Origin of the sequence: Thauera mechernichensis, assembly GCF_029588855.1 — a bacterium.
In the GTDB taxonomy this organism is placed as follows: domain Bacteria; phylum Pseudomonadota; class Gammaproteobacteria; order Burkholderiales; family Rhodocyclaceae; genus Thauera; species Thauera mechernichensis.
In genome coordinates, this window is sequence record NZ_JARQZE010000013.1 from 19,464 (window position 1) to 38,221 (window position 18,758).

Genomic DNA, 18,758 nt, shown 5'->3' on the forward strand with positions numbered 1-18,758 from the left:
GTCGTACCCGGTTCCTGCAGGCGGCGTGTGGCATGAGCGCCTGAGTGTGGATCGCGAAGGAGAAGGACATGATCACCAAGGCCCTGCTGTGTGGCTGCGTCATGGGGTTTCTTGCAGCGTTTGCTGCGATGCTGGATCGGGGGCATGCCCGGGCGCTTGACTCCCTCGTGCAGATGCCGGCCTGTGCCGGTGCTGCGGAGCAGTGCCAGAACGCGAATGCGGCGGTCAACGGTTCCACCGATCGTTTCTTCATGATGCTCGCAATGCACTGATCGCCGGCGCGCTTGCTGCTGCCGGGCAAAGACAAGGATGCCCTGCTTTCGATATGCGAAAGCAGGGCATTTTCCATGGTGGGGTGGCCCTCAGTCGGTGTTTCGGGTGATATGCGCCATGCGGACGACGTAGGCGCGGATCGCGTCGGCGTCGTCGGCTGCGAGCGCATCGGCGAAGCTGGGCATGCCGCGCGCGGCCAGCAGGCCTTCGACAAGGGGGCGGCGGAACAGCGAGGCCTCGGCCAGGTAGGGGGAGTGGCGAAGGTCGGGTATGCCGCCGCCGGCGACTGCGCCGGCGCCATGGCACTGCATGCAGTAGCGGGCGTACAGCTCGCCGCCACGGCGCACTGCGGTAGCGCTGCCGGTGTCCGGCGGCGCCGCACGCATGGGCAGGCTTTCCGGCTCCGGCATGGGCGCCGTCCCGCCCAGCTTCCATACGAACACGCCGCCTGCGGCGTTGCCACCGCGGCGGGGCAGTAGCACGCTCGAGCTGAGGTGGATCGAGCTGCCAAAGCCGGCCGCGGCTGCGATGTACTGCTCGCCGTCGAGCTCGTAGCTGATCGGGCCGCCCAGGATGTCGAGCCAGGTGTCCGACTGCCACAGGCGCTCGCCCGTGCGTGCATCGAAAGCTGCCAGCCCCTCCCCGCCCACGCCCTGGAACACCAGCCCGCCGGCGGTGGCGAGCACGCCGCCATTCCACGGCCCGGCATGCGGTGTGCGCCATGCGGCACTGCGTCGTACCGGGTCCCAGGCCAGCAGGTGGCCGCTCATCGACTGCCTGGCCTGGTCGATGATGGCGGCGTCGGGCGGCACGGGCGGGTTCGGCACGCCGGTGTTCCAGCGTCCGGGCTCGAGCCTGAAGTCGGGCTCCTTCATCATGAAGCCGACGTTTTCCTGGGCGGGGATGTAGACCAGGCCTGTGTGCGGGTTCCACGCCATCGGCTGCCAGTTGTGGCCACCCAGCTGCGAGGGCTGGACCATGAAGGGCTGGCCGGCAGGGTAGCGCGCGCCTGCGGCCTCCACCGGCCGTCCGCTGGCCGGGTCGATATGGCTGGCCCAGTTCACCGGCACGTACTTGTCCGCGGCCAGCAGCTCGCCGGTGGCACGGTCGAGGACGTAGAAGAAGCCGTTCTTGGGGGCCTGCATCAGGACCTTGCGGGGCGCTCCGTCGATCTCCAGTTCGGCGAGGATCATGTGCTGGGTGGCGGTGTAGTCCCAGCTGTCTCCGGGCGTGGTCTGGTAGTGCCACACGTACTCGCCGGTCGCGCGGCGGACCGCGACGATCGACGACAGGAACAGGTTGTCGCCGCCTCCCGGGCTGCGCAGGTCGCGGTCGTGCGGTGAGCCGTTGCCGACGCCGAAATAGAGCAGGTCGAGCTCGGGGTCCCAGGCCATCGCGTCCCAGACCGTGCCGCCTCCGCCATAGCGCCACCATTCTCCCTGCCAGGTGGGCAGCGCAAGTGCTTGCAGCGGAAGGTCCGAGATCGCCCCGTCCGGGCCCGCTGCCGGGTTGCCGGGCACGGTGTAGAAGCGCCAGCGCAGGGCGCCGGTCGCGGCATCGTAGGCCGACACGAAGCCGCGCACGCCGTACTCGGCGCCACCGTTGCCGATCATCACCAGTCCGTCCGCTACACGCGGTGCGCCAGTGATCGTGTAGGGCAGCTCGGGGTCGAAGGTCGGCGTGGACCACAGCAGGCGCCCGTCGCTGTTGTCCAAGGCCTGCAGGCGGCCGTCGATGGTGGCGACGAAGACGCGGCCGTCTTCCACCGCCACGCCGCGATTGACCACATCGCAGCAGGCGTGCATGCCCTTGCCGGCCGGTACCTGCGGGTCGTGCTGCCACCTCAGCCGGCCGTTGCGGGCGTCGATCGCGTACACCACGCCCCAAGGGCCGCTCACATACAGCGTGCCGCCGACCATGATGGGGGTGGCTTCCACGCCGCGCGGGCGGTCGAAGCGGAAATGCCAGGCCAGGCCGAGCTGCGCGACCGACGCGGTATCGATCGCGCGCAGTGGGCTGAAGCGGGTCTCGGCACTGTCCAGCCCGTGGCGGGACCATTCGCTGCCGGCAGGCGCGGCCTGCGCTGCCGCTGCCGCAGCGATGGGTGCCTGGATGACGAGGACGCAGCCCGCCGCCAGTACGGTGAGCATTGTCTTCAAGGGAGAGCGACGCATGTGGGGACTCCTTGGGGATGAATGCGGCCGCGGGATGCGGATGACTCGTGCATGATCGGGCGCCGGTGGGGCGCGCGAATCGTCCGTCCGGATGGGATCCTCCGCCCCGCCTAGTCGATTTGAACGATTGCCCCCTGTGTGCGCTGTGGCATCGTTGCGCTCAACACAGGGCCGGACAGTGCCCGCATACGCGAGGTAAGGGAGCATGGGTCTCAAAGGAAACGCAGCAATCGTCGGCGCCGCGCAGTACAGGCCGGAGAAGTACGCGACCGCGCCGCGGATGTTCCATCTCGAGCAGGTGGCCGACCTGGCCGGCCAGGCGCTTGCCGATGCGGGGCTCAAGGCCTCGGACATCGACGGCCTGGTCATCCACGGCCCGCAGTTCCACGAAGCGCAGGTCTTCGTGCCGGCGATGGCGGCTGAGTACCTTGGCCTGTCGCTCAACTTCGCCGAAGTCGTCGACCTGGGCGGCTGCTCGTCGGTGGCAGCGGTGTGGCGCGCGGCGATGGCCGTCGAGATGGGCCTGTGCCAGGCCGTGCTGTGCGTGATCCCCGCGCGCATGGCGCCCTTCGGCCCCGACGAGGATCCGAGCTGGATGGCGCGGGCGATGCGCTTCGGTGGCCACAGCACCGCCTTCGGCGCACCGGAGGCCGAGTTCGACCTGCCCTACGGCCACATGGGCCAGAACACCGGCTACGCAATGATCGCCCAGCGCTACGCGGCCAAGTACGGTTACGACCCGGTGGCGATGGCCAAGATCGCGGTCGACCAGCGCACCAACGCGCTCGCCAACCCGGACGCCAGCTTCTTCGGCAAGCCGCTGTCCATCGAGGACGTGCTCGCCAGCAAGATGGTGGCCGAGCCGCTGCGCGTGCTCGAGATCGTGATGCCGGTGGCCGGCGGCGCGGCGGTGATCGTCGCCTCGAAGGAGGTGGCAGCGCGCGCGAAGAACCGTGGCGCCTGCATCACCGGCTTTGGCGAGCACCTGTATTTCAAGTCGCCGACCTACGCGACCGAGATGACCGACACCCCGATCGGCCCCGCCGCCGAGCGCGCCTTTGCGATGGCGGGCGTCAAGCGCAGCGACATCCACGCCGCGCAGATCTACGACTGCTACACCATCACCGTGCTGCTGACGCTGGAAGATGCCGGTTTCGCCCCCAAGGGCGAGGGCATGCGCTGGGTGCGCGAGCATGACCTGACCTACAAGGGCAACTTCCCGATGAACACTCACGGCGGCCAGCTCAGCTTCGGTCAGAGCGGTACCGCCGGCGGCATGTCGCAGGTGATCGAGGCCTTCCACCAGATTTCCGGCCGTGCCGGCGAGCGCCAGCTCAAGCGCTGCGACACCGTGTTCGTTTCCGGCACTGGCGGCGTGATGAGCGAGCAGGGCGCACTGATTCTCCAGGGAGCATGACGAGCATGTCGACCAACAAACCGCTGCCGACGGCCACCGAGATCTCGGCACCGTTCTGGAACGGCCTCAAGGCAGGCCGCCTCACGATCCCGCAGTGCAAGTCCTGCGGTCACTGGGTCTTCTTCCCCCGCCGCCATTGCGACAAGTGCTGGTCGCAGGACCTGGCGTGGAAGGAGGTCAAGGGTACGGGCACGCTCTACACCTATACGCTGACCCGCGTCCCGACGCTGCCCGACTTCGCCGACGAGATGCCGCAGAAGATGGCGGTGGTCGAGCTCGACGAGGGCGTGCGCATCAATACCACCCTGATCGGCGTGGATGAATCCGAGATCAAGGTCGGCATGCGGGTGAAGCCGGTGTTCGACACCGTGAGCGCAAATGGCACGGCCCTGCTGCGCTTCACCGCCGCGGACAAGGACATGGCCGAACGCATCGACAGCACGCCCGCGGCGCTGGCCGCGGCCGCCGAGGCGGCCGCGAGCACGACCGAGGCGGCCGACAAGCGTCAGGTGCGCTTCGACGACGAGGCGGCGATGAAGTCGCTGGTGAGCGAGGCCTATTCGGCCTGGAGCAACCAGATCGTGGTCGATCAGGCCTTGATCGATGAGTTCGCCAAGCTGTCGGGCGATGACTACTGGATCCACACCGATCCCGAGCGCGCGCGCAAGCAGAGCCCCTTCGGCGGCACCATCGCCCACGGTGCACTGGTGCAGGTGCTGCAGTCGCGCCTGCGCATCCCGCTCGACTACGAGGTCGTCGGTTTCAACAACATGGTCAATTACGGCTCCGACCGCCTGCGCTTCCCGGCGCCGGTGCCCGCAGGTTCACGCATTCATGCACGTACTCGCGTCAAGTCGGTCGAGAAACTCCCCAAGGGCATGCAGCTGACGATGGAGATCGTCACCCATGTCGTCGGCAGCGAGCGGCCGTCGGTCATCAACGACCTAGTGATCCTGTACATGTGATGTCCCGGCATTCACGCCGGAAGTGGTTTCAGCTTTGTGGTTCGCAGTACCTGTAGTTGTCGTCTCGTAGCATGGTTCCTCCTCTCTTCTGGCCGCCTCCCGCAAGGGTTGGCGGCTTTTTTTTCGGGTCGATCGGCATCTGATCCTGCGCGGTCTCAGGCCGTGAAAAGATAGTCCCCGGCCTGCGGCTTGGCGGTCTGCTCGGCGAATGCCTCGTAAGTCCATGGCCAGCTTGCGGGTACGCCGGTGGCGTCGAGGTACCAGCTCGAGCAGCCGGAGCCGAAGATCGTCCGCCGCGCTGCGGTGACGCGGCGTTCGTCGTAGGCGCGCAGGGTGTCCGCACGCAGTTCGACGAGGGCGCACTCGGCGCGCGCGAGCGGGGCGAGCAACTGTTCGATGTAGGCCCATTGGCGCTCGGCGATGTCGATCAGCGAGAAGTTGCCGACCGGTCCGGTGGGGCCGTTGAGCATGAAGAAGTTCGGGAAGCCGGGCAGGGTGATGCCGAGGTAGGCCGAGGGGCTGGGCGTCCATTGGGCATCGAGATCCGCAGCTCCGCGCCCGCGGACCTTGATCGGCCGTACGAAACGGTCGGCCTGGAAGCCGGTGGCGAGCACGAGGACGTCGGCCTCCTTGAGGCTGCCGTCCTTCATCCGCACGCCCTCGGGCTCGATGCATTCGATGGCGCCGACGACGGCCTCCACGTCCGGCTGCTGGATCTTGTCGTAGTAGTCCGATGAGTAGATCAGCCGCTTGCACGCTGCGCGGTAGTTCGGGCGCAGGGCTTCGCGTAGCTGCGGGTCACGTACGCTGCGCTCCAGGTTGTCGCGGACGATGGTCTCGATCTCGTGCATCTCGGGCGCGTCGGCGTCGATGATGGCGCGCGTGAAACGGCGTACCAGGCCGGTGTAGTGTTCGCCGTAGCGGATCTCGTCGATGAGGCCGGGGTCGGCGCGGAAGGCGGCGCGCTGGGCCTCGCTGTAGGGCTCGTTGGGCATCGGCATGATCCATTGCGGCGTGCGCTGGATGTGATACAGCCGGGCGGCGCGGCCCGCCAGCGCGGAGACGATCTGCACGCCGGTCGAGCCGCTGCCGACGACTGCGATGCGACGGCCGTCGAGCGCGACGCCGTGATCCCAGCGTGCGGAGTGGAAGCACGCACCGGCAAACTCGCCCAGGCCCGGCAGGGCAGGCATGCTCGGGTGGTGGAGCACGCCGGTGGCGGCGATCACGACGTCGAAGTCGTCATCGCGGCCCTGGTCGTCGGTGATCGTCCACAGGCGTCGGGTGTCGTCGAAGCGGCAGGACCGGATGGCACAACCAAAGCGGATCAGCGGTGCAATCGCGTAGCGGCGGACGACGTCCTCGAAGTAGCGCTGGATCTCCGGCCCCGGGGCGAGGAAGCTGCTCCAGTCCGGGTTGGGCGCGAAGGAATAGGTATAGGCGTGTGCGGGCACGTCGCAGGTGAGGCCGGGGTAGGTGTTCTCGCGCCAGGTGCCGCCGATGCGGTCGGCTTTTTCGAAGACGACGAGCTCGTGCGTGCCGGCTTCCTTGAGACGAATGGCGGCGAGGATGCCGGCCATGCCGGCGCCGATGATGGCGATGCGCAGGCGGCGAGGCGCCGGTGCAGCGAGGGTCGAGGCTGAGGTGTCCATGGCGATTCCTTTTCAGGGGGATGTGCGAGGGGGGGCGACTCAGCGCGCCAGTGCGCCGCGCAGCTGCGCCGCGGCGAAGGCGAGGGCTTCATCGGCTGCGTCGAGCTGGCCGAGCAGGCTGGCGAAGCCGTGGAACTGGCCGGGCCAGCGCCGCAGCATGACGGGCACGCCGGCGGCGACCAGCGCCAGGGCGTAGGCTTCGCCTTCGTCGCGCAGCGGGTCGATGCCGGCCGTGATCACGGTGGCCGGTGGCATCGCGGCGAGCTCAGGCGCGCGCAGGGGCGACGCGCGCGGGTCGAGCCCGGCCTCCTGGTTGGGCAGGTACTGGCGCCAGAACCAGCGCATCAGCCCGCTATCCAGGATCGGCGCGTCGCCATGCTCGCGGTGCGATGCAGTGTCGCAGGCGCTGTCGGTCACCGGGTAGATCAGCAACTGGTGCGCCAGGCGAAGCCCGCTGTCGCGCATCAGTCTTGCGCTGACGGTGGCGAGCGTGGCGCCAGCGCTGTCGCCGGCAACCGCGATGCGCGCCGGGTCTGCACCGAGCGTTGCGGCCGCGCGGTGGACCGCCTGCACGGCTGCCACCGCATCGTCGACGGCGGCCGGGTAAGGGTGCTCGGGCGCCAGGCGGTAGTCGATGGAGACCACGATCGCGTCGGCGAGCAGGGCGAGGCGGCTGCACAGGGCGTCATGGGTATCGAGGCCGCAGCTGACGAAGCCGCCGCCATGGAAGTAGACCACCAGTGGCCGGGGGTCGGCGCTGCCGGGTCGGTAAGCACGCGCTGCAAGGGGGCCCGCAGGGCCGTCCAGCACGAGGTTGTCGATGCGGATACCGGCGTCCAGGGCGGGCGCCAGCGCGGCAAAGGCGGCCAGACCAGCGCGGTAGGCGGCAGCGTTCAGGGTGTCGAGATCGGGGCGAGGGAGGCGGGCGAACTGGTCTGCGATGGCCTGGGCCTGGGGGTCGAGCGGCAAGGTGTGCTCCTTCGGGGACAGGATTGCGATCAGCTCATTATTCGGACGCCGCCTTTGTCGTCATCGTGCAAACTGCTTAAGGACCGGGCGGCGTCTCGCCGGCCTGGATACATCATCCATTCTGGTGATGAGGCGGTGCAGCAGGCATGACACAGTGCCCGAACGGAAAACGAGCCGGCCGCCCATGTCGCGGCCGTGCCAGCGGCCGACAGGGAGAACGATGAAGAGCAATGCAGGCGATCCGGCCGTGCGCGGGACATCCGGGTTGCGAGTGCCGTTGCGGGCGCTCGAACCGGGTGATCGCAACACGCTGTTCCGGCGCAGCGGGCTGGATTTCGACGACTACGACAGTCTCGTTGCGCTTGCCTACGGCGGCACGCAGGACGCGGTGCCGTGGATGCAGCTGCTGGAGAGCCTGCGCACGCTGCTGGGTGCGAACTACGTCACCCTGATCCTGCGCTCGCATGGGGCGAGCCAATCCCTGCAGGTGGTGTTCGCCGGGGAGGCGCGGCCTGCGATCGTGCAGCCCTACGAGGCCGAGCTTGCCGCGGTCGACCCCTTTGTCAACCTGCCGCGCGACCGCATGGTGATGCTCGATGAGCTCATCGACGAGGCTGCCTGGCAGGCGGGCGTGTACTACCGCAGCTTTCACGAGCCGTTGAACCTGCGCTACCACATGGGCGCCGACATCGGCATGGAGGCCGAGCCGAGCTGCCGCCTGCGCGTGTCGCGGCCACCCTGGGCCGAACGTTTCGGCGAGCGCGAGCGCGCGATCTGCAACCTGTTGCTGCCTCATCTGCATGCGGCGGTCCAACTGCGCGCGAGCCTCGACATCGCCGAGGTCGAGCGCCATTGCTACGTCGGCATGCTCGATCGCCTGGCGGTCGGTGTGGTGCTGCTCGACCGCAATGCGCGCATTCTCCGCCTCAACCAGGCGGCGACCGAGATCCTTGGCCGCCGCGACGGCCTGAGCGTGGTCGCAGGCAGCCTGTCGGCAGCCTTGAATGGAGAAGGGCGGGCGCTGCGCGGGCTGATCGAACGGGCCGTTGTCGCTGGCGCGCGTCACGAGCCCGGCGTCGTCGATGGCATGTCGATCAGCCGGCCTTCGGGCGGCCCGCAGCTTGGCGTTGCCGTACGCGCGATGCCCCCCACCGAGTGGTCCGAGCCCTCCAGCCGGCCGGCCGCGATGGTCATCATCCGCGACCCGGATGTGCGCCTGCTGGCCTCCGACGAGCAGCTCAAGCGCCTGTACGGCCTCACCAATGCCGAAGCCAGCCTCGCGCTCGAGCTGATGGCCGGGCGCACCGTCGACGAGGCCGCGCAGGCTCTCGGCATCAGCCGCAACACCGCGCGCTGCCAGGTGCGCGCCATCTTCGCCAAGACCGGCGTCACGCGCCAGGCCGAGTTGCTGCGGGTCCTGCTCAGTGGCGTCGCGCCGCTGGCCTGAGGGCGGCGACGCTCTTCGGTCGAACCCGGTACTCAAGCCGGCTCTTGCGGGCCGGACCCATGCAGCGAACCCACACGAGGAGATGTCGTCGATGAAGCGTTTCGAGAACAAGGTGGTTCTGGTCACAGGTGCCGCACGCGGCCAGGGTGAAGTGGAGGCGAGGCTGTTCCACGCCGAGGGCGCGTGCGTGGTGCTCGCCGACGTGCTGGATGGCGATGCCGCACGGCTGGCCGATGAGCTCGGGTCCAATGCGCTTGCCGTGCATCTCGACGTATCCGACCCGCAGCAATGGGCGGCGGCGGTCGAGGCAGCGCTGGCCCGCTTCGGACGACTCGACGTGCTGGTGAACAACGCCGGCATCCTGCGCTGGGGCCGCATCGAGGACATGTGCCTCGACGAATACATGCAGGTGATCCAGATCAACCAGACCGGCTGCTGGCTGGGGATGAAGGCGGTGCTGCCAGCGCTGAAGGCGGCGGGTGGCGGTGCCATCGTCAACATCAGCTCCGCCGCCGGCATCATGGCGATTGGCGGTGCCAGCGCCTATACGGCCAGCAAGTTCGCCGTGCGCGGCATGAGCAAGTGCGCAGCGCTCGAATTCGGCCGCTACGGCATCCGCGTCAACTCGGTGCACCCGGGCGGCATCGACACGCCGATGGTGCACACGCCTGACCGTGAGCTCAATGCGGCCTACCAGCACCAGCCGATCGCCCGCATCGGCACGCCGCAGGAGGTCGCCCGCCTGGTCGCCTTCCTCGCCTCGGACGAGGCGTCCTATTGCACCGGCGGCGAGTTCACCATCGACGGCGGCATGCTGGCGGGCTTCAACGCCACCTTCTGATCCCGCTCCGGCCGCGCCCCCGACGCCCGTTTTTCGTAGTCTCAACGGACGATGATGGCGCGGCCGCCTGTTCGCACAATGCCCCCACGTATCCGACCAATCTTTGGGGGCAGCAATGATCGACATCCGCGGTTTGGCCTACTTCGTCGCCCAGATCGACGACCTCGCCGAATGGAAGCATTACGCCGAGAACGTGCTCGGCATGATGACCTCGACCGCGCCTGGCGGCGGTCTCTACATCAAGATGGACGAGCGTCCCTTCCGCATCCTGGTGGTGCAGGGCGCAGAGCGTCGCTACCTGGCATCGGGTTGGGAGCTGGCGAGTGAAGACGCCTTCAAGGCCGCGCTCGCCGAACTCGACGCCAAGGGTGTGGGCTACGAGCTCGCCGATGCCGCCACCGTCGCCCAGCGCGGCATGCAGGCCGTCGCCGTGGTGACCGACCCCTCGGGCAACCGCCACGAGCTGTGCTGGGGCCACCTGTCGGACTGCCAGCCCTTCGTGTCGCCGCAGGGCGTGCCGCGCTTCCTCACCGGCGACATGGGCCTGGGCCACACCGTGATGCCGGCCCCCAACTTCGACGCCACCGCGGCCTTCTTCCGCGACGTGCTCGGTTTCGGCCTGTCGGACATCTTCAACTTCCGTCCCGATCCGGCTGCGCCGCCGGTGCGCATCCACTTCCTGCACTGCAACAACGCCCGCCACCACAGCCTGGCGATCGCCGAGTACCCGGTGCCGAGCGGCTGCGTGCATGTGATGGTCGAGGTCGATTCGATGACCGAGGTCGGCCGTGCCCACGACCGCCGCATCGCGCACAAGGTGCCGCTGTCGGCCACGCTGGGCCAGCACCTCAATGACCGCATGATCTCCTTCTACATGAAGACGCCCTCGGGCTTCGATCTCGAGTACGGCTACGGCGGCCTGCAGTGCGACTGGGAACGCCACAACGCCTTCGAGTTCACCCGCGTCAGCATCTGGGGCCACGACTTCGGCGTCGGCCAGCAGGAACAGGCCGCCTGAGCGCGGCCGGCAACAGGAAAGCACCATGAACAAACTGATGACGACGACCGATGTCGTCGCCCAATTGCGCGATGGCATGACCATCGGTTTCGGCGGCTGGGGCCCGCGGCGCAAGCCGATGGCGATCGTGCGCGAGATCCTGCGCTCGGACGTCAAGGACCTCACCGTGGTGGCCTATGGCGGCCCGGACGTCGGCATGCTGTGCGCCGCCGGCAAGGTGAAGAAGCTGATCTTCGGCTTTGCCACGCTCGATGCCATCCCGCTCGAGCCCTGGTACCGCAAGGTGCGTGAATCCGGCGCACTGGAGCTGCTGGAACTCGACGAGGGCATGTGGCAATGGGGCCTGCGTGCCGCCGGCATGCGTGTGCCCTTTCTGCCGACGCGCTGCGGTCTGGCGACCGATGTCACCAAGCTCAACCCCGAGCTCAAGACCATCCAGTCGCCCTACGCCGATGGCGAGGTGCTGCTGGCGATGCCGGCCTTGAAGCTCGACGTCGCGCTGGTGCACGTCAATGTTGCCGACCAACTCGGCAACACCCTGATCCAGGGCGGTGACCCGTATTTCGATCACCTCGTCGCGCGTGCGGCGGACGCCTGCTACGTGTCGGCCGAACGCGTCGAGGAGCGCCTCGCGCTCACCCCAGACCAGGCCCGCTTCAACACCTTCGAGCGCTACCTGGTGAAGGGCGTGGTGCATGCGCCCTGCGGTGCCCACCCGACCACTTGCGCGCCCGAGTACGGCTGGGACATGGCCCACTTCAAGCGCTACGTCGCGAGCGCGGCCGATGACGGTGGCTGGCAGGCCTACATGGACGAGTTCGTCACCCCGGGCGAGGCCGCCTACCAGGACAAGAACGGCGGTATCGAACGCATGGGCAAGCTGCCCCTGCCGGTGTTTTGAGGAGCGCGAGCGGCATGAGCAACAACACTGAATTCACCCTCGCCGAACTGATGATCGTCGCGGCCTCGGAAGCCTGGCGCGGCGACGGCGAGGTGCTGGCCTCGGGCATCGGCGTGATTCCGCGCCTGGGCGCCAGCCTGGCCAAGCTCACCTACGCCCCCGAGCTGCTGATGACCGACAGCGAATGCTTCCTGGTCGAGGAGCCGATTCCGCTCGGCCCGCGCGGCGACTACGTGCCGAAGTACTCCGGCTACATGTCCTTCGAGCGCGTGTTCGAGTGCGTGTGGGGCGGCCGTCGCCACGCCATGATCGGCCCGACCCAGATCGACCGCTTCGGCCAGACCAACCTGTCGGTGGTGGGCGACTACAGGAAGCCCAAGGCCGCCATCCTCGGCGTGCGCGGCCTGCCGGGCAACAGCATCAACCACATCAACTCCTTCTTCGTGCCCAACCACAGCAAGCGCGTGTTCGTCGAAGGCGAGGTGGACATGGTGTCGGGCGTGGGCTTCAACCCCGCACGCTGGGAACCCGGCATGCGCCAGGACTTCATGGACATCCGCCGCATCGTCACCGACCTGTGCGTGCTGGACTTCGAAGGCCCGGACCACGCCATCCGCGTGCGCTCGCTGCACCCGGGCGTGTCCTTCGACGAGGTGCAGGAGAAGACCGGATTCCCGCTGCTGAAGGCGCCGGAGCTGGGCGAGACCCCGCACCCGACCGCGGCGCAGCTTGAGATCATCCGCCGCCTCGATCCGCACGACCTGCGCGGTGCGCAGGTCAAGGGCAATCCGCCCGGCATCCGCGCCGCAGCCTGATCAGGCCAAGGAAGAAGCCCATGAGCGCCCCCGACCAGAACTTCGTCACCCGCCCCGACAACGCGGTGTACGAGACCGACAGCCCGGTGCACTACGCCGTGGCCGACGGTATCGCCACGGTGACGATGAGCCGTACCGAGTTCAACAACGCGCAGAACTCGCAGATGACCTATGCGCTGGACGCGGCCTTCCGCCGTGCGGTGGATGACGACGCCGTGAAGGTCATCGTGCTGCGCGGCGACGGCAAGCATTTTTCCGCCGGCCACGACATCGGTACGCCGGGGCGCGACATCAACAAGCCCTTCGATCGCGTGCATCTGTGGTGGGACCACACCAACAAGCCAGGCGGTGAATACCTCTACGTGCGCGAGCAGGAGGTGTACCTGAACATGTGCCGGCGCTGGCGCGAGCTGCCCAAGCCGACCATCGCCATGGTGCAGGGCGCCTGCGTCGCCGGCGGGCTGATGCTGGCCTGGGTGTGCGACCTCATCGTCGCCAGCGACGACGCCTTCTTCCAGGACCCCGTGGTGCGCATGGGCATCCCCGGGGTGGAGTACTTCGCTCACCCCTATGAGCTCAACCCGCGCATCGCCAAGGAATTCCTGATGACTGGCGACCGCATGGGTGCCGAGCGCGCCTACCAGATGGGCATGGTCAACCGCGTCGTCGCGCGTGAGCAGCTCGAGGCCGAGACCTACGCGCTGGCCGCGCGTGTCGCCAAGCAGCCGCGCATGGGCCTGGCGCTGACCAAGCAGGCGATCAACCACGTCGAGGACCTGCAGGGCAAGCGCACGGCGATGGATGCGGTGTTCGCCTGGCACCACTTCGCCCACACCCACAACGAACTGCTGTCGGGCGACAAGCTCGGCGGCTACGACGCCAAGGCCATGGCCAGCGCCAACAAGCGGGCCGCAGGCGAGGACAAGGCATGAGCCATACCCCCGACACGCACGATTTCTCGGCGCTGCTGCGCACCCCGCTCACCGAGCGCCTCGGCTGCCGCTACCCCGTCATCCAGACCGCGATGGGCTGGGTGGCGGACGCCAATCTGGTGATCGCCACCACCAAGGCCGGCGGCTTCGGTTTTCTCGCTGGCGCCACCATCGATGCCGACAAGATCGAAGGCGAGATCAAGAAGGTGATCGCTGCCACCGGCGGCAGCAACTTCGGCCTCAACTTCCACATGTTCCAGGAGAACGCCGCGCAGTGCGTCGACCTGGCGATCCAGTACAAGCTGCGCGCCGTGAGCTACGGCCGCGGCCCGGACAAGAAGACCATCGCCCGCTTCAAGGAAGCCGGCGTGCTGTGCATCCCCACCGTGGGTGCGCTGAAGCATGCGATCAAGGCCGTTGAGCTCGGCGCCGACATGATCACCATCCAGGGCGGTGAGGGCGGCGGCCACACCGGTGGCGTGCCGACCACCATCCTGCTGCCGCAGGTGCTGGCGGCGGTGAAGGTGCCGGTGATCGCCGCGGGTGGTTACTCCACCGGCCGCGGCCTGGCGGCGGCGCTGGCCGCAGGCGCGGCCGGCATCGCCATGGGCACGCGCTTCCTGATGACCACCGATTCGCCCACCCCGCCGGCCACGCTCGAGCGCTACGTCAAGGTCGATGACCCGCAGAAGGTACGCGTCACGCTCGCGGTCGACGGCATGCGCCACCGCATGATCGAGAACCCCTTCATCAACAAGCTCGAGTCCGCCAGCCCGTTGGGCCGGCTGTTGATCGCGCTCAGGAGCGCCTGGCAGTGGAAGCAGCAGACCGGCATGAGCTTCGGCCACATGCTCGGCGTGTTCCGCCAGGCCCTCAAGGAAGACCCGGGCGCGGTGTCGCAGACGGTGATGTCGGCCAACCAGCCGGTGCTGCTGCAGCGCTCGATGGTCGAGGGCTACCCCGACGAGGGCATCCTGCCCAGCGGCCAGGTGGCGGCGGCGATCGGCAAGCTCGAGAGCTGCGAGGACGTCATCCATGGCATCGCCGCGGAAGCCGAGGCCTGCCTCGCCGCCTTGTACGCCCGCCTCGACGACGCACGCGGTACCGAAGCCTGCAAACAGACAGCGGCCGTCGCCTGAGCGCACAGCCCGAACCCCACATAAGACACGACCCCCACGGAGCCCGATAACGTGAGCCAGGCATTCCAGACAACGATCGACGACGGCATTGCCGAACTGGTCATCAACAAGCCCCCGGTCAACGCCCTCGACAGCAGCGAGTGGTACGCGCTGGCGCATCGCATCGACGAACTTGGTCACGACCCCGAGGTACGCGTGATCGTGATCCGCGCCGAGGGCCGTGGCTTCTGCGCCGGTGTGGACATCAAGGAACTCGACGCTCATCCCGAGCGCATCGTCGCCGTCAATGGCGGCAATTACGCCACCTTCAAGGCGGTGCACCGCAACCCGGTGCCGGTCATCGTCGCGGTGCACGGCTTCGTGCTCGGCGGCGGCATCGGCATCACCGGCGCGGCCGACATCGTCGTCGCTGCCGAGTGCGCTACCTTCGCGCTGCCCGAGGTCGATCGCGGCGCGATGGGTGGCGGTGCCCACCTGCAGCGCCTGTTCCCGGTGCAGAAGGTGCGCTATCTGTTCTTCACCGGCGAGAAGATCGGTGCGCGCGAGGCCGAGCGCTACGGCTTCATCGAGCGCATCGTGCCCAAGGCCGAGCTGCGCGAGGCCGCACTCGACATCGCCCGCAAGATCGCCGCCAAGAGCCCGGCCATGATCCGCATCGCCAAGGAGGCGCTCAACGGCATCGAGGACGGCAACCTGGAAGACAAGTACCGCTGGGAGCAGGGTTTCACGCTGCAGGCCTACACCAGCCCCGACTCGGCGGAAACCCGCCGCGCCTTTGTCGAGAAACGCGAAGCCAAGTTCTGAGGACACCATGGATCTCGCCTACACCCCCCGGCAGAAAGCCTTCCGCGAGGAAGTGCGCGCCTGGCTCGCGGCCAACCTGCCGCGCGAGCCGCTGGCCAGCTACGACACCCGCGAGGGCTTCGAGCAGCACCGCGAATGGGAGCGCAAGCTGTTCGACGCGCGCCTGTCGATGGTGATCTGGCCCGAAGCCCTGGGCGGCCGCGGCTGCGACCTCATCGAATGGCTGATCTTCGAGGAGGAGTACTACGGCGCCGGTGCACCGATGCGTGTGAACCAGAACGGCCAGCTCCTGCTCGGCCCAACGCTGATCGAGTTCGGCACCGAGGAGCAGAAGGCGCGCTTCCTGCCGCGCATGGCCTCGAGCGAAGACATGTGGGCGCAGGGCTGGTCCGAGCCCAACGCCGGCTCGGACATGGCGGCGATCACCAGCAAGGCCATCCTGTCGGCCGACGGTACCCACTATGTGGTGAACGGCCAGAAGACCTGGTCGACGCGGGCGAGCTATGCCGACCTGCTGTTCGGCCTGTTCCGCAGCGACCCCGCCTCCAGCCGCCACCATGGCTTGTCCTATCTGGCGGTGGCGCTGGATGCGCCGGGCGTGACCATCCGCCCGATCCAGGCGCTCAACGGCAAGCAGGCCTTCGCCGAGATCTTCTTCGACGACGTCAAGGTCCCGGTGGAGAACCGCATCGGCGACGAAGGCCAGGGCTGGCATGTGGCGATGGCTACGGCCGGCTTCGAGCGCGGCCTGCTGCTGCGCTCGCCGGCGCGCTTCCAGTACACCGCGCGCCGTCTGGTCGAGCTCTACAAGGCCAACCGCGAGGTCGCCGACCGCGACCCCAGCATCCGCGACGCGGTCATCGAGGCCTGGACCGGCACCGAGGCCTACGCGCTCGCCGCCTACCACACCGTGGGCCGGCTGGCGAAGGGCGCCCGCATCGGCGCCGAGGCCAGCACCAACAAGATCTACTGGTCGGAGCTGGACCTGAAGATGCACGAGACCGCGATGCGCATCCTCGGCCCGCTCGGCGAACTCACCGGCGACGCGCCGGCGGCAGTCGAGGCCGCGCGCTGGCTGGATGGCTTCCTGTTCGCGCAGGCCGGGCCGATCTACGCCGGCACCAACGAGATCCAGCGCAACATCATCGCCGAGCGCATGCTCGGCCTGCCGAAATAAGGAAGGGGCCGCCATGGACTTCACCTTCACCGACGACCAGCTCACCTTCCGCGAGGCGGTGAGCCGCTTCCTGATGACCGAAGCCGCGCCCGAGATGCTGCGCGAGATCTGGGAAACCGACACCGGGCGCTCGCCCGAACTGCGCAAGAACATCGCCGAGCAGGGCCTGACCGCGCTGTCGGTGCCCGAGGACTGCGGCGGCCTGGGCATGGACGATATCGCCTGGGCACTGATGACGCAGGAGCTGGGCTACTACGCCATCCCGGACTCGCTCGCCGACGCGGCCTACGTTGCTGCTGGTCTCATCGCCGCGCTGCCGGCTGGCACCGCGTCGCGCGAAGACTGGCTCGGCCGCATTGCCGAGGGCAGCATCCGCATCGCGGTTGCGCACCCGGTCAATCCGCTGGTGGCCGACGCCAACCCGGCCAACCTGCTGCTCCTTGCGCATGGCGACGAAGTGCATGCCGTGCCGCGCGAGCAGGTCGAGGTCGAGCCCAACCCCAGCATCGACCTGTCGCGCCGCCTCGCGCGCGTGCGCTGGACGCCCGCCGCGTCCACGCTGATCGCCGGCGGCGAGGCCGGCCGCGCGCTGTGGGCGCAGACGCTCAACCGCGGTGCCTTGTCCACCGCCGGGCAGTTGCTCGGCCTGGCGCAGCGCATGCTCGACCTGTCGGTCGACTACGTGGCGCAGCGCAAGCAGTTCGGCAAGCCGATCGGCAGCTTCCAGGCGGTCAAGCACCACCTCGCCGACGTCGCCACCAGGATCGAGTTCGCCAAGCCTGTGCTCTACCGCGCTGCCTATGCGCTCGCCCATGGCGAGGCGGGTGCCGATGCGCGCGTCTCGCACGCCAAGCTCGCCTGCGGCGAGGCGGCCTGGCTGGGCGCACGCCAGGGTATCCAGGTGCACGGCGCGATGGGCTACACCTGGGAAGTCGATCTGCAGATGTTCATGAAGCGTGCCTGGGCGCTGGATGCCGCCTGGGGTGACCGCGGCTTCCACAAGGCCCGCGTTGCCGACGCGATCCTGGCCGACGGTGCCGCGCTCGGCCCCGGCCACACGTTCGAGGAGTGAATATGGCTGAAGCCTACATTGTCGATGCCCTGCGCAGCCCTACGGGCAAGCGCAAGGGCGGTCTGTCCCACGTCCATGCGATCGACCTCGGCGCGCATGTGCTGAAGGCGCTGGTCGAGCGCAACGCCATTCCCGCCGACGAATACGATGACGTGATCTTCGGCTGCGTCGACACCATCGGTTCGCAGGCGGGCGACATCGCGCGCACCGCCTGGCTGGCCGCCGGCCTGCCGCTGAACGTGCCCGGTACCACGGTGGACCGCCAGTGCGGCTCCTCGCAGCAGGCGGTGCACTTCGCCGCCCAGGCAGTGATGAGCGGCACGCAGGACGTGGTCGCGGTCGGCGGGGTGCAGACCATGACCCAGATTCCGATCTCGTCGGCCATGCTCGCCGGCCAGCCGCTCGGCTTTCCCGACCCGTTCTCGGGCAGCAAGGGCTGGAAGGCGCGCTTCGGCGACCAGCCGGTGAATCAGTTCTATTCCGCGCAGCGCATCGCCGACCACTGGCAGTGCAGCCGCCGCGACATGGAGGTCTATGCGCTGGAGAGCCACCGCCGTGCGCTGGCCGCCATCGCCGAAGGCCGCTTCGAGCGCGAGATCGTCGGCCTGGAGGGCGTGACGAAGGACGAGACGCCGCGGGTGTCCACGCTGGAGAAAATGGCCGAACTGGAACCGGTCGGCCCCGAGTACCCGTCGATCACCGCCGCGGTGTCGAGCCAGACCTGCGACGCCTCGGCCGCGCTGCTGGTGGTGTCGGAGGCCGCGCTCAAACGCTACAACCTGACCCCGCGCGCGCGCATCCACCACCTGTCGGTGCTGGGCGACGACCCGATCTGGCACCTCACCGCGCCGATCCCCGCCACCCGTGCCGCGCTCAAGAAGGCCGGCATGCGCATGAGCGACATCGATGTGGTCGAGATCAACGAGGCCTTCGCCTCGGTGGTCATGGCCTGGCAGAAGGAGCTCGACTACGACCCCGCGCGCATGAACCCCAACGGCGGCGCCATCGCCCTGGGCCACCCGCTCGGCGCCACCGGCGCCCGCCTGATGACCGCGCTGCTGCATGAGCTCGAGCGCAGCGGCGGCCGCTTCGGTCTGCAGACCATGTGCGAAGGCGGCGGCCAGGCCAACGTCACCATCATTGAAAAGCTGTAAGAGAAGGG

General features: G+C 68.4%; 17 protein-coding genes. 14 read left to right on the forward strand and 3 right to left on the reverse strand.

Features of this window, described 5'->3' with window-relative positions; genetic code table 11:
• Positions 1-68 precede the first annotated feature (68 nt).
• On the forward strand, positions 69-272 hold the full coding sequence (locus P7F68_RS15170; RefSeq protein ID WP_232431604.1) for a hypothetical protein: 204 nt from the start codon (positions 69-71) through the stop codon (positions 270-272).
• A 90-nt stretch (positions 273-362) separates the two neighbouring features.
• On the opposite strand, the gene P7F68_RS15175 is transcribed toward P7F68_RS15170, so the two are convergent.
• Entirely contained in the window at positions 363-2,447 is a 2,085-nt protein-coding gene (locus P7F68_RS15175; protein ID WP_277834372.1) for a PQQ-dependent dehydrogenase, methanol/ethanol family, read from the reverse strand.
• A 205-nt stretch (positions 2,448-2,652) separates the two neighbouring features.
• Between P7F68_RS15175 and P7F68_RS15180 the strand changes: the two genes are divergently transcribed.
• Positions 2,653-3,864: a thiolase family protein gene (locus P7F68_RS15180; RefSeq protein ID WP_002939163.1), complete on the forward strand. Its 1,212-nt coding sequence runs from the start codon at positions 2,653-2,655 to the stop codon at positions 3,862-3,864.
• A 5-nt stretch (positions 3,865-3,869) separates the two neighbouring features.
• On the forward strand, positions 3,870-4,829 hold the full coding sequence (locus P7F68_RS15185) for a bifunctional OB-fold nucleic acid binding domain-containing protein/MaoC family dehydratase (RefSeq protein WP_002939161.1): 960 nt from the start codon (positions 3,870-3,872) through the stop codon (positions 4,827-4,829).
• 155 nt (positions 4,830-4,984) lie between these two features.
• Here P7F68_RS15185 and P7F68_RS15190 read toward each other — a convergent pair whose 3' ends face one another.
• A complete protein-coding gene (locus tag P7F68_RS15190) occupies positions 4,985-6,481 on the reverse strand; it encodes a flavin-containing monooxygenase (RefSeq protein ID WP_277834376.1) in 1,497 nt (498 codons plus the stop codon).
• Between the two features lie 39 nt (positions 6,482-6,520).
• Positions 6,521-7,450, reverse strand: coding sequence for an alpha/beta hydrolase (locus P7F68_RS15195; protein ID WP_002939156.1), 930 nt, complete (start codon positions 7,448-7,450; stop codon positions 6,521-6,523).
• 220 nt (positions 7,451-7,670) lie between these two features.
• On the opposite strand from P7F68_RS15195, the gene P7F68_RS15200 reads away from it, so the two are divergent.
• The 11 genes from P7F68_RS15200 (at position 7,671) to P7F68_RS15250 (ending at position 18,750) form a co-directional block, all read left to right on the forward strand.
• The gene (locus tag P7F68_RS15200) at positions 7,671-8,897 is read left to right on the forward strand and encodes a helix-turn-helix transcriptional regulator (protein ID WP_277834378.1); all 1,227 of its coding nucleotides are present in this window, start codon (positions 7,671-7,673) and stop codon (positions 8,895-8,897) included.
• Between the two features lie 91 nt (positions 8,898-8,988).
• Positions 8,989-9,738 carry a glucose 1-dehydrogenase gene (locus P7F68_RS15205; RefSeq protein ID WP_002939153.1) on the forward strand — a complete coding sequence of 250 codons (750 nt, stop codon included), beginning with the start codon at positions 8,989-8,991 and terminating at the stop codon, positions 9,736-9,738.
• 115 nt (positions 9,739-9,853) lie between these two features.
• Positions 9,854-10,756: a VOC family protein gene (locus tag P7F68_RS15210; RefSeq protein ID WP_277834380.1), complete on the forward strand. Its 903-nt coding sequence runs from the start codon at positions 9,854-9,856 to the stop codon at positions 10,754-10,756.
• A 25-nt stretch (positions 10,757-10,781) separates the two neighbouring features.
• Positions 10,782-11,657, forward strand: coding sequence for a CoA transferase subunit A (locus P7F68_RS15215; RefSeq protein ID WP_002925190.1), 876 nt, complete (start codon positions 10,782-10,784; stop codon positions 11,655-11,657).
• Between the two features lie 14 nt (positions 11,658-11,671).
• Positions 11,672-12,472 carry a CoA-transferase subunit beta gene (locus tag P7F68_RS15220; protein ID WP_002939151.1) on the forward strand — a complete coding sequence of 267 codons (801 nt, stop codon included), beginning with the start codon at positions 11,672-11,674 and terminating at the stop codon, positions 12,470-12,472.
• A 20-nt stretch (positions 12,473-12,492) separates the two neighbouring features.
• The gene (locus P7F68_RS15225; RefSeq protein ID WP_002925187.1) at positions 12,493-13,404 is read left to right on the forward strand and encodes an enoyl-CoA hydratase; all 912 of its coding nucleotides are present in this window, start codon (positions 12,493-12,495) and stop codon (positions 13,402-13,404) included.
• A complete protein-coding gene (locus P7F68_RS15230) occupies positions 13,401-14,543 on the forward strand; it encodes a nitronate monooxygenase (RefSeq protein WP_002939145.1) in 1,143 nt (380 codons plus the stop codon). The genes P7F68_RS15225 and P7F68_RS15230 overlap by 4 nt, the downstream gene beginning before the upstream one ends.
• 51 nt (positions 14,544-14,594) lie before the next feature.
• Positions 14,595-15,347: an enoyl-CoA hydratase family protein gene (locus P7F68_RS15235; protein ID WP_277834388.1), complete on the forward strand. Its 753-nt coding sequence runs from the start codon at positions 14,595-14,597 to the stop codon at positions 15,345-15,347.
• Positions 15,348-15,354: 7 nt separating this feature from the next.
• Entirely contained in the window at positions 15,355-16,524 is a 1,170-nt protein-coding gene (locus P7F68_RS15240; protein WP_002925181.1) for an acyl-CoA dehydrogenase family protein, read from the forward strand.
• 13 nt (positions 16,525-16,537) lie between these two features.
• Entirely contained in the window at positions 16,538-17,596 is a 1,059-nt protein-coding gene (locus tag P7F68_RS15245; protein ID WP_002939144.1) for an acyl-CoA dehydrogenase family protein, read from the forward strand.
• 2 nt (positions 17,597-17,598) lie between these two features.
• Positions 17,599-18,750, forward strand: coding sequence for an acetyl-CoA C-acetyltransferase (locus P7F68_RS15250; protein WP_277834393.1), 1,152 nt, complete (start codon positions 17,599-17,601; stop codon positions 18,748-18,750).
• The last annotated feature ends 8 nt before the right edge of the window (positions 18,751-18,758 follow it).

Excerpts from the sequence above, each read along its gene's own strand:
- P7F68_RS15215 (WP_002925190.1), top strand. The coding sequence starts at position 10,782 with ATGAACAAACTGATGACGACGACCGATGTCGTCGCCCAATTGCGCGAT.
- P7F68_RS15245 (WP_002939144.1), top strand. The coding sequence starts at position 16,538 with ATGGACTTCACCTTCACCGACGACCAGCTCACCTTCCGCGAGGCGGTG.
- P7F68_RS15180 (WP_002939163.1), top strand. The coding sequence starts at position 2,653 with ATGGGTCTCAAAGGAAACGCAGCAATCGTCGGCGCCGCGCAGTACAGG.
- P7F68_RS15230 (WP_002939145.1), top strand. The coding sequence starts at position 13,401 with ATGAGCCATACCCCCGACACGCACGATTTCTCGGCGCTGCTGCGCACC.
- P7F68_RS15170 (WP_232431604.1), top strand. The coding sequence starts at position 69 with ATGATCACCAAGGCCCTGCTGTGTGGCTGCGTCATGGGGTTTCTTGCA.
- P7F68_RS15185 (WP_002939161.1), top strand. The coding sequence starts at position 3,870 with ATGTCGACCAACAAACCGCTGCCGACGGCCACCGAGATCTCGGCACCG.
- P7F68_RS15225 (WP_002925187.1), top strand. The coding sequence starts at position 12,493 with ATGAGCGCCCCCGACCAGAACTTCGTCACCCGCCCCGACAACGCGGTG.
- P7F68_RS15220 (WP_002939151.1), top strand. The coding sequence starts at position 11,672 with ATGAGCAACAACACTGAATTCACCCTCGCCGAACTGATGATCGTCGCG.
- P7F68_RS15250 (WP_277834393.1), top strand. The coding sequence starts at position 17,599 with ATGGCTGAAGCCTACATTGTCGATGCCCTGCGCAGCCCTACGGGCAAG.
- P7F68_RS15190 (WP_277834376.1), bottom strand. The coding sequence starts at position 6,481 with ATGGACACCTCAGCCTCGACCCTCGCTGCACCGGCGCCTCGCCGCCTG.
- P7F68_RS15240 (WP_002925181.1), top strand. The coding sequence starts at position 15,355 with ATGGATCTCGCCTACACCCCCCGGCAGAAAGCCTTCCGCGAGGAAGTG.
- P7F68_RS15200 (WP_277834378.1), top strand. The coding sequence starts at position 7,671 with ATGAAGAGCAATGCAGGCGATCCGGCCGTGCGCGGGACATCCGGGTTG.
- P7F68_RS15175 (WP_277834372.1), bottom strand. The coding sequence starts at position 2,447 with ATGCGTCGCTCTCCCTTGAAGACAATGCTCACCGTACTGGCGGCGGGC.
- P7F68_RS15205 (WP_002939153.1), top strand. The coding sequence starts at position 8,989 with ATGAAGCGTTTCGAGAACAAGGTGGTTCTGGTCACAGGTGCCGCACGC.
- P7F68_RS15210 (WP_277834380.1), top strand. The coding sequence starts at position 9,854 with ATGATCGACATCCGCGGTTTGGCCTACTTCGTCGCCCAGATCGACGAC.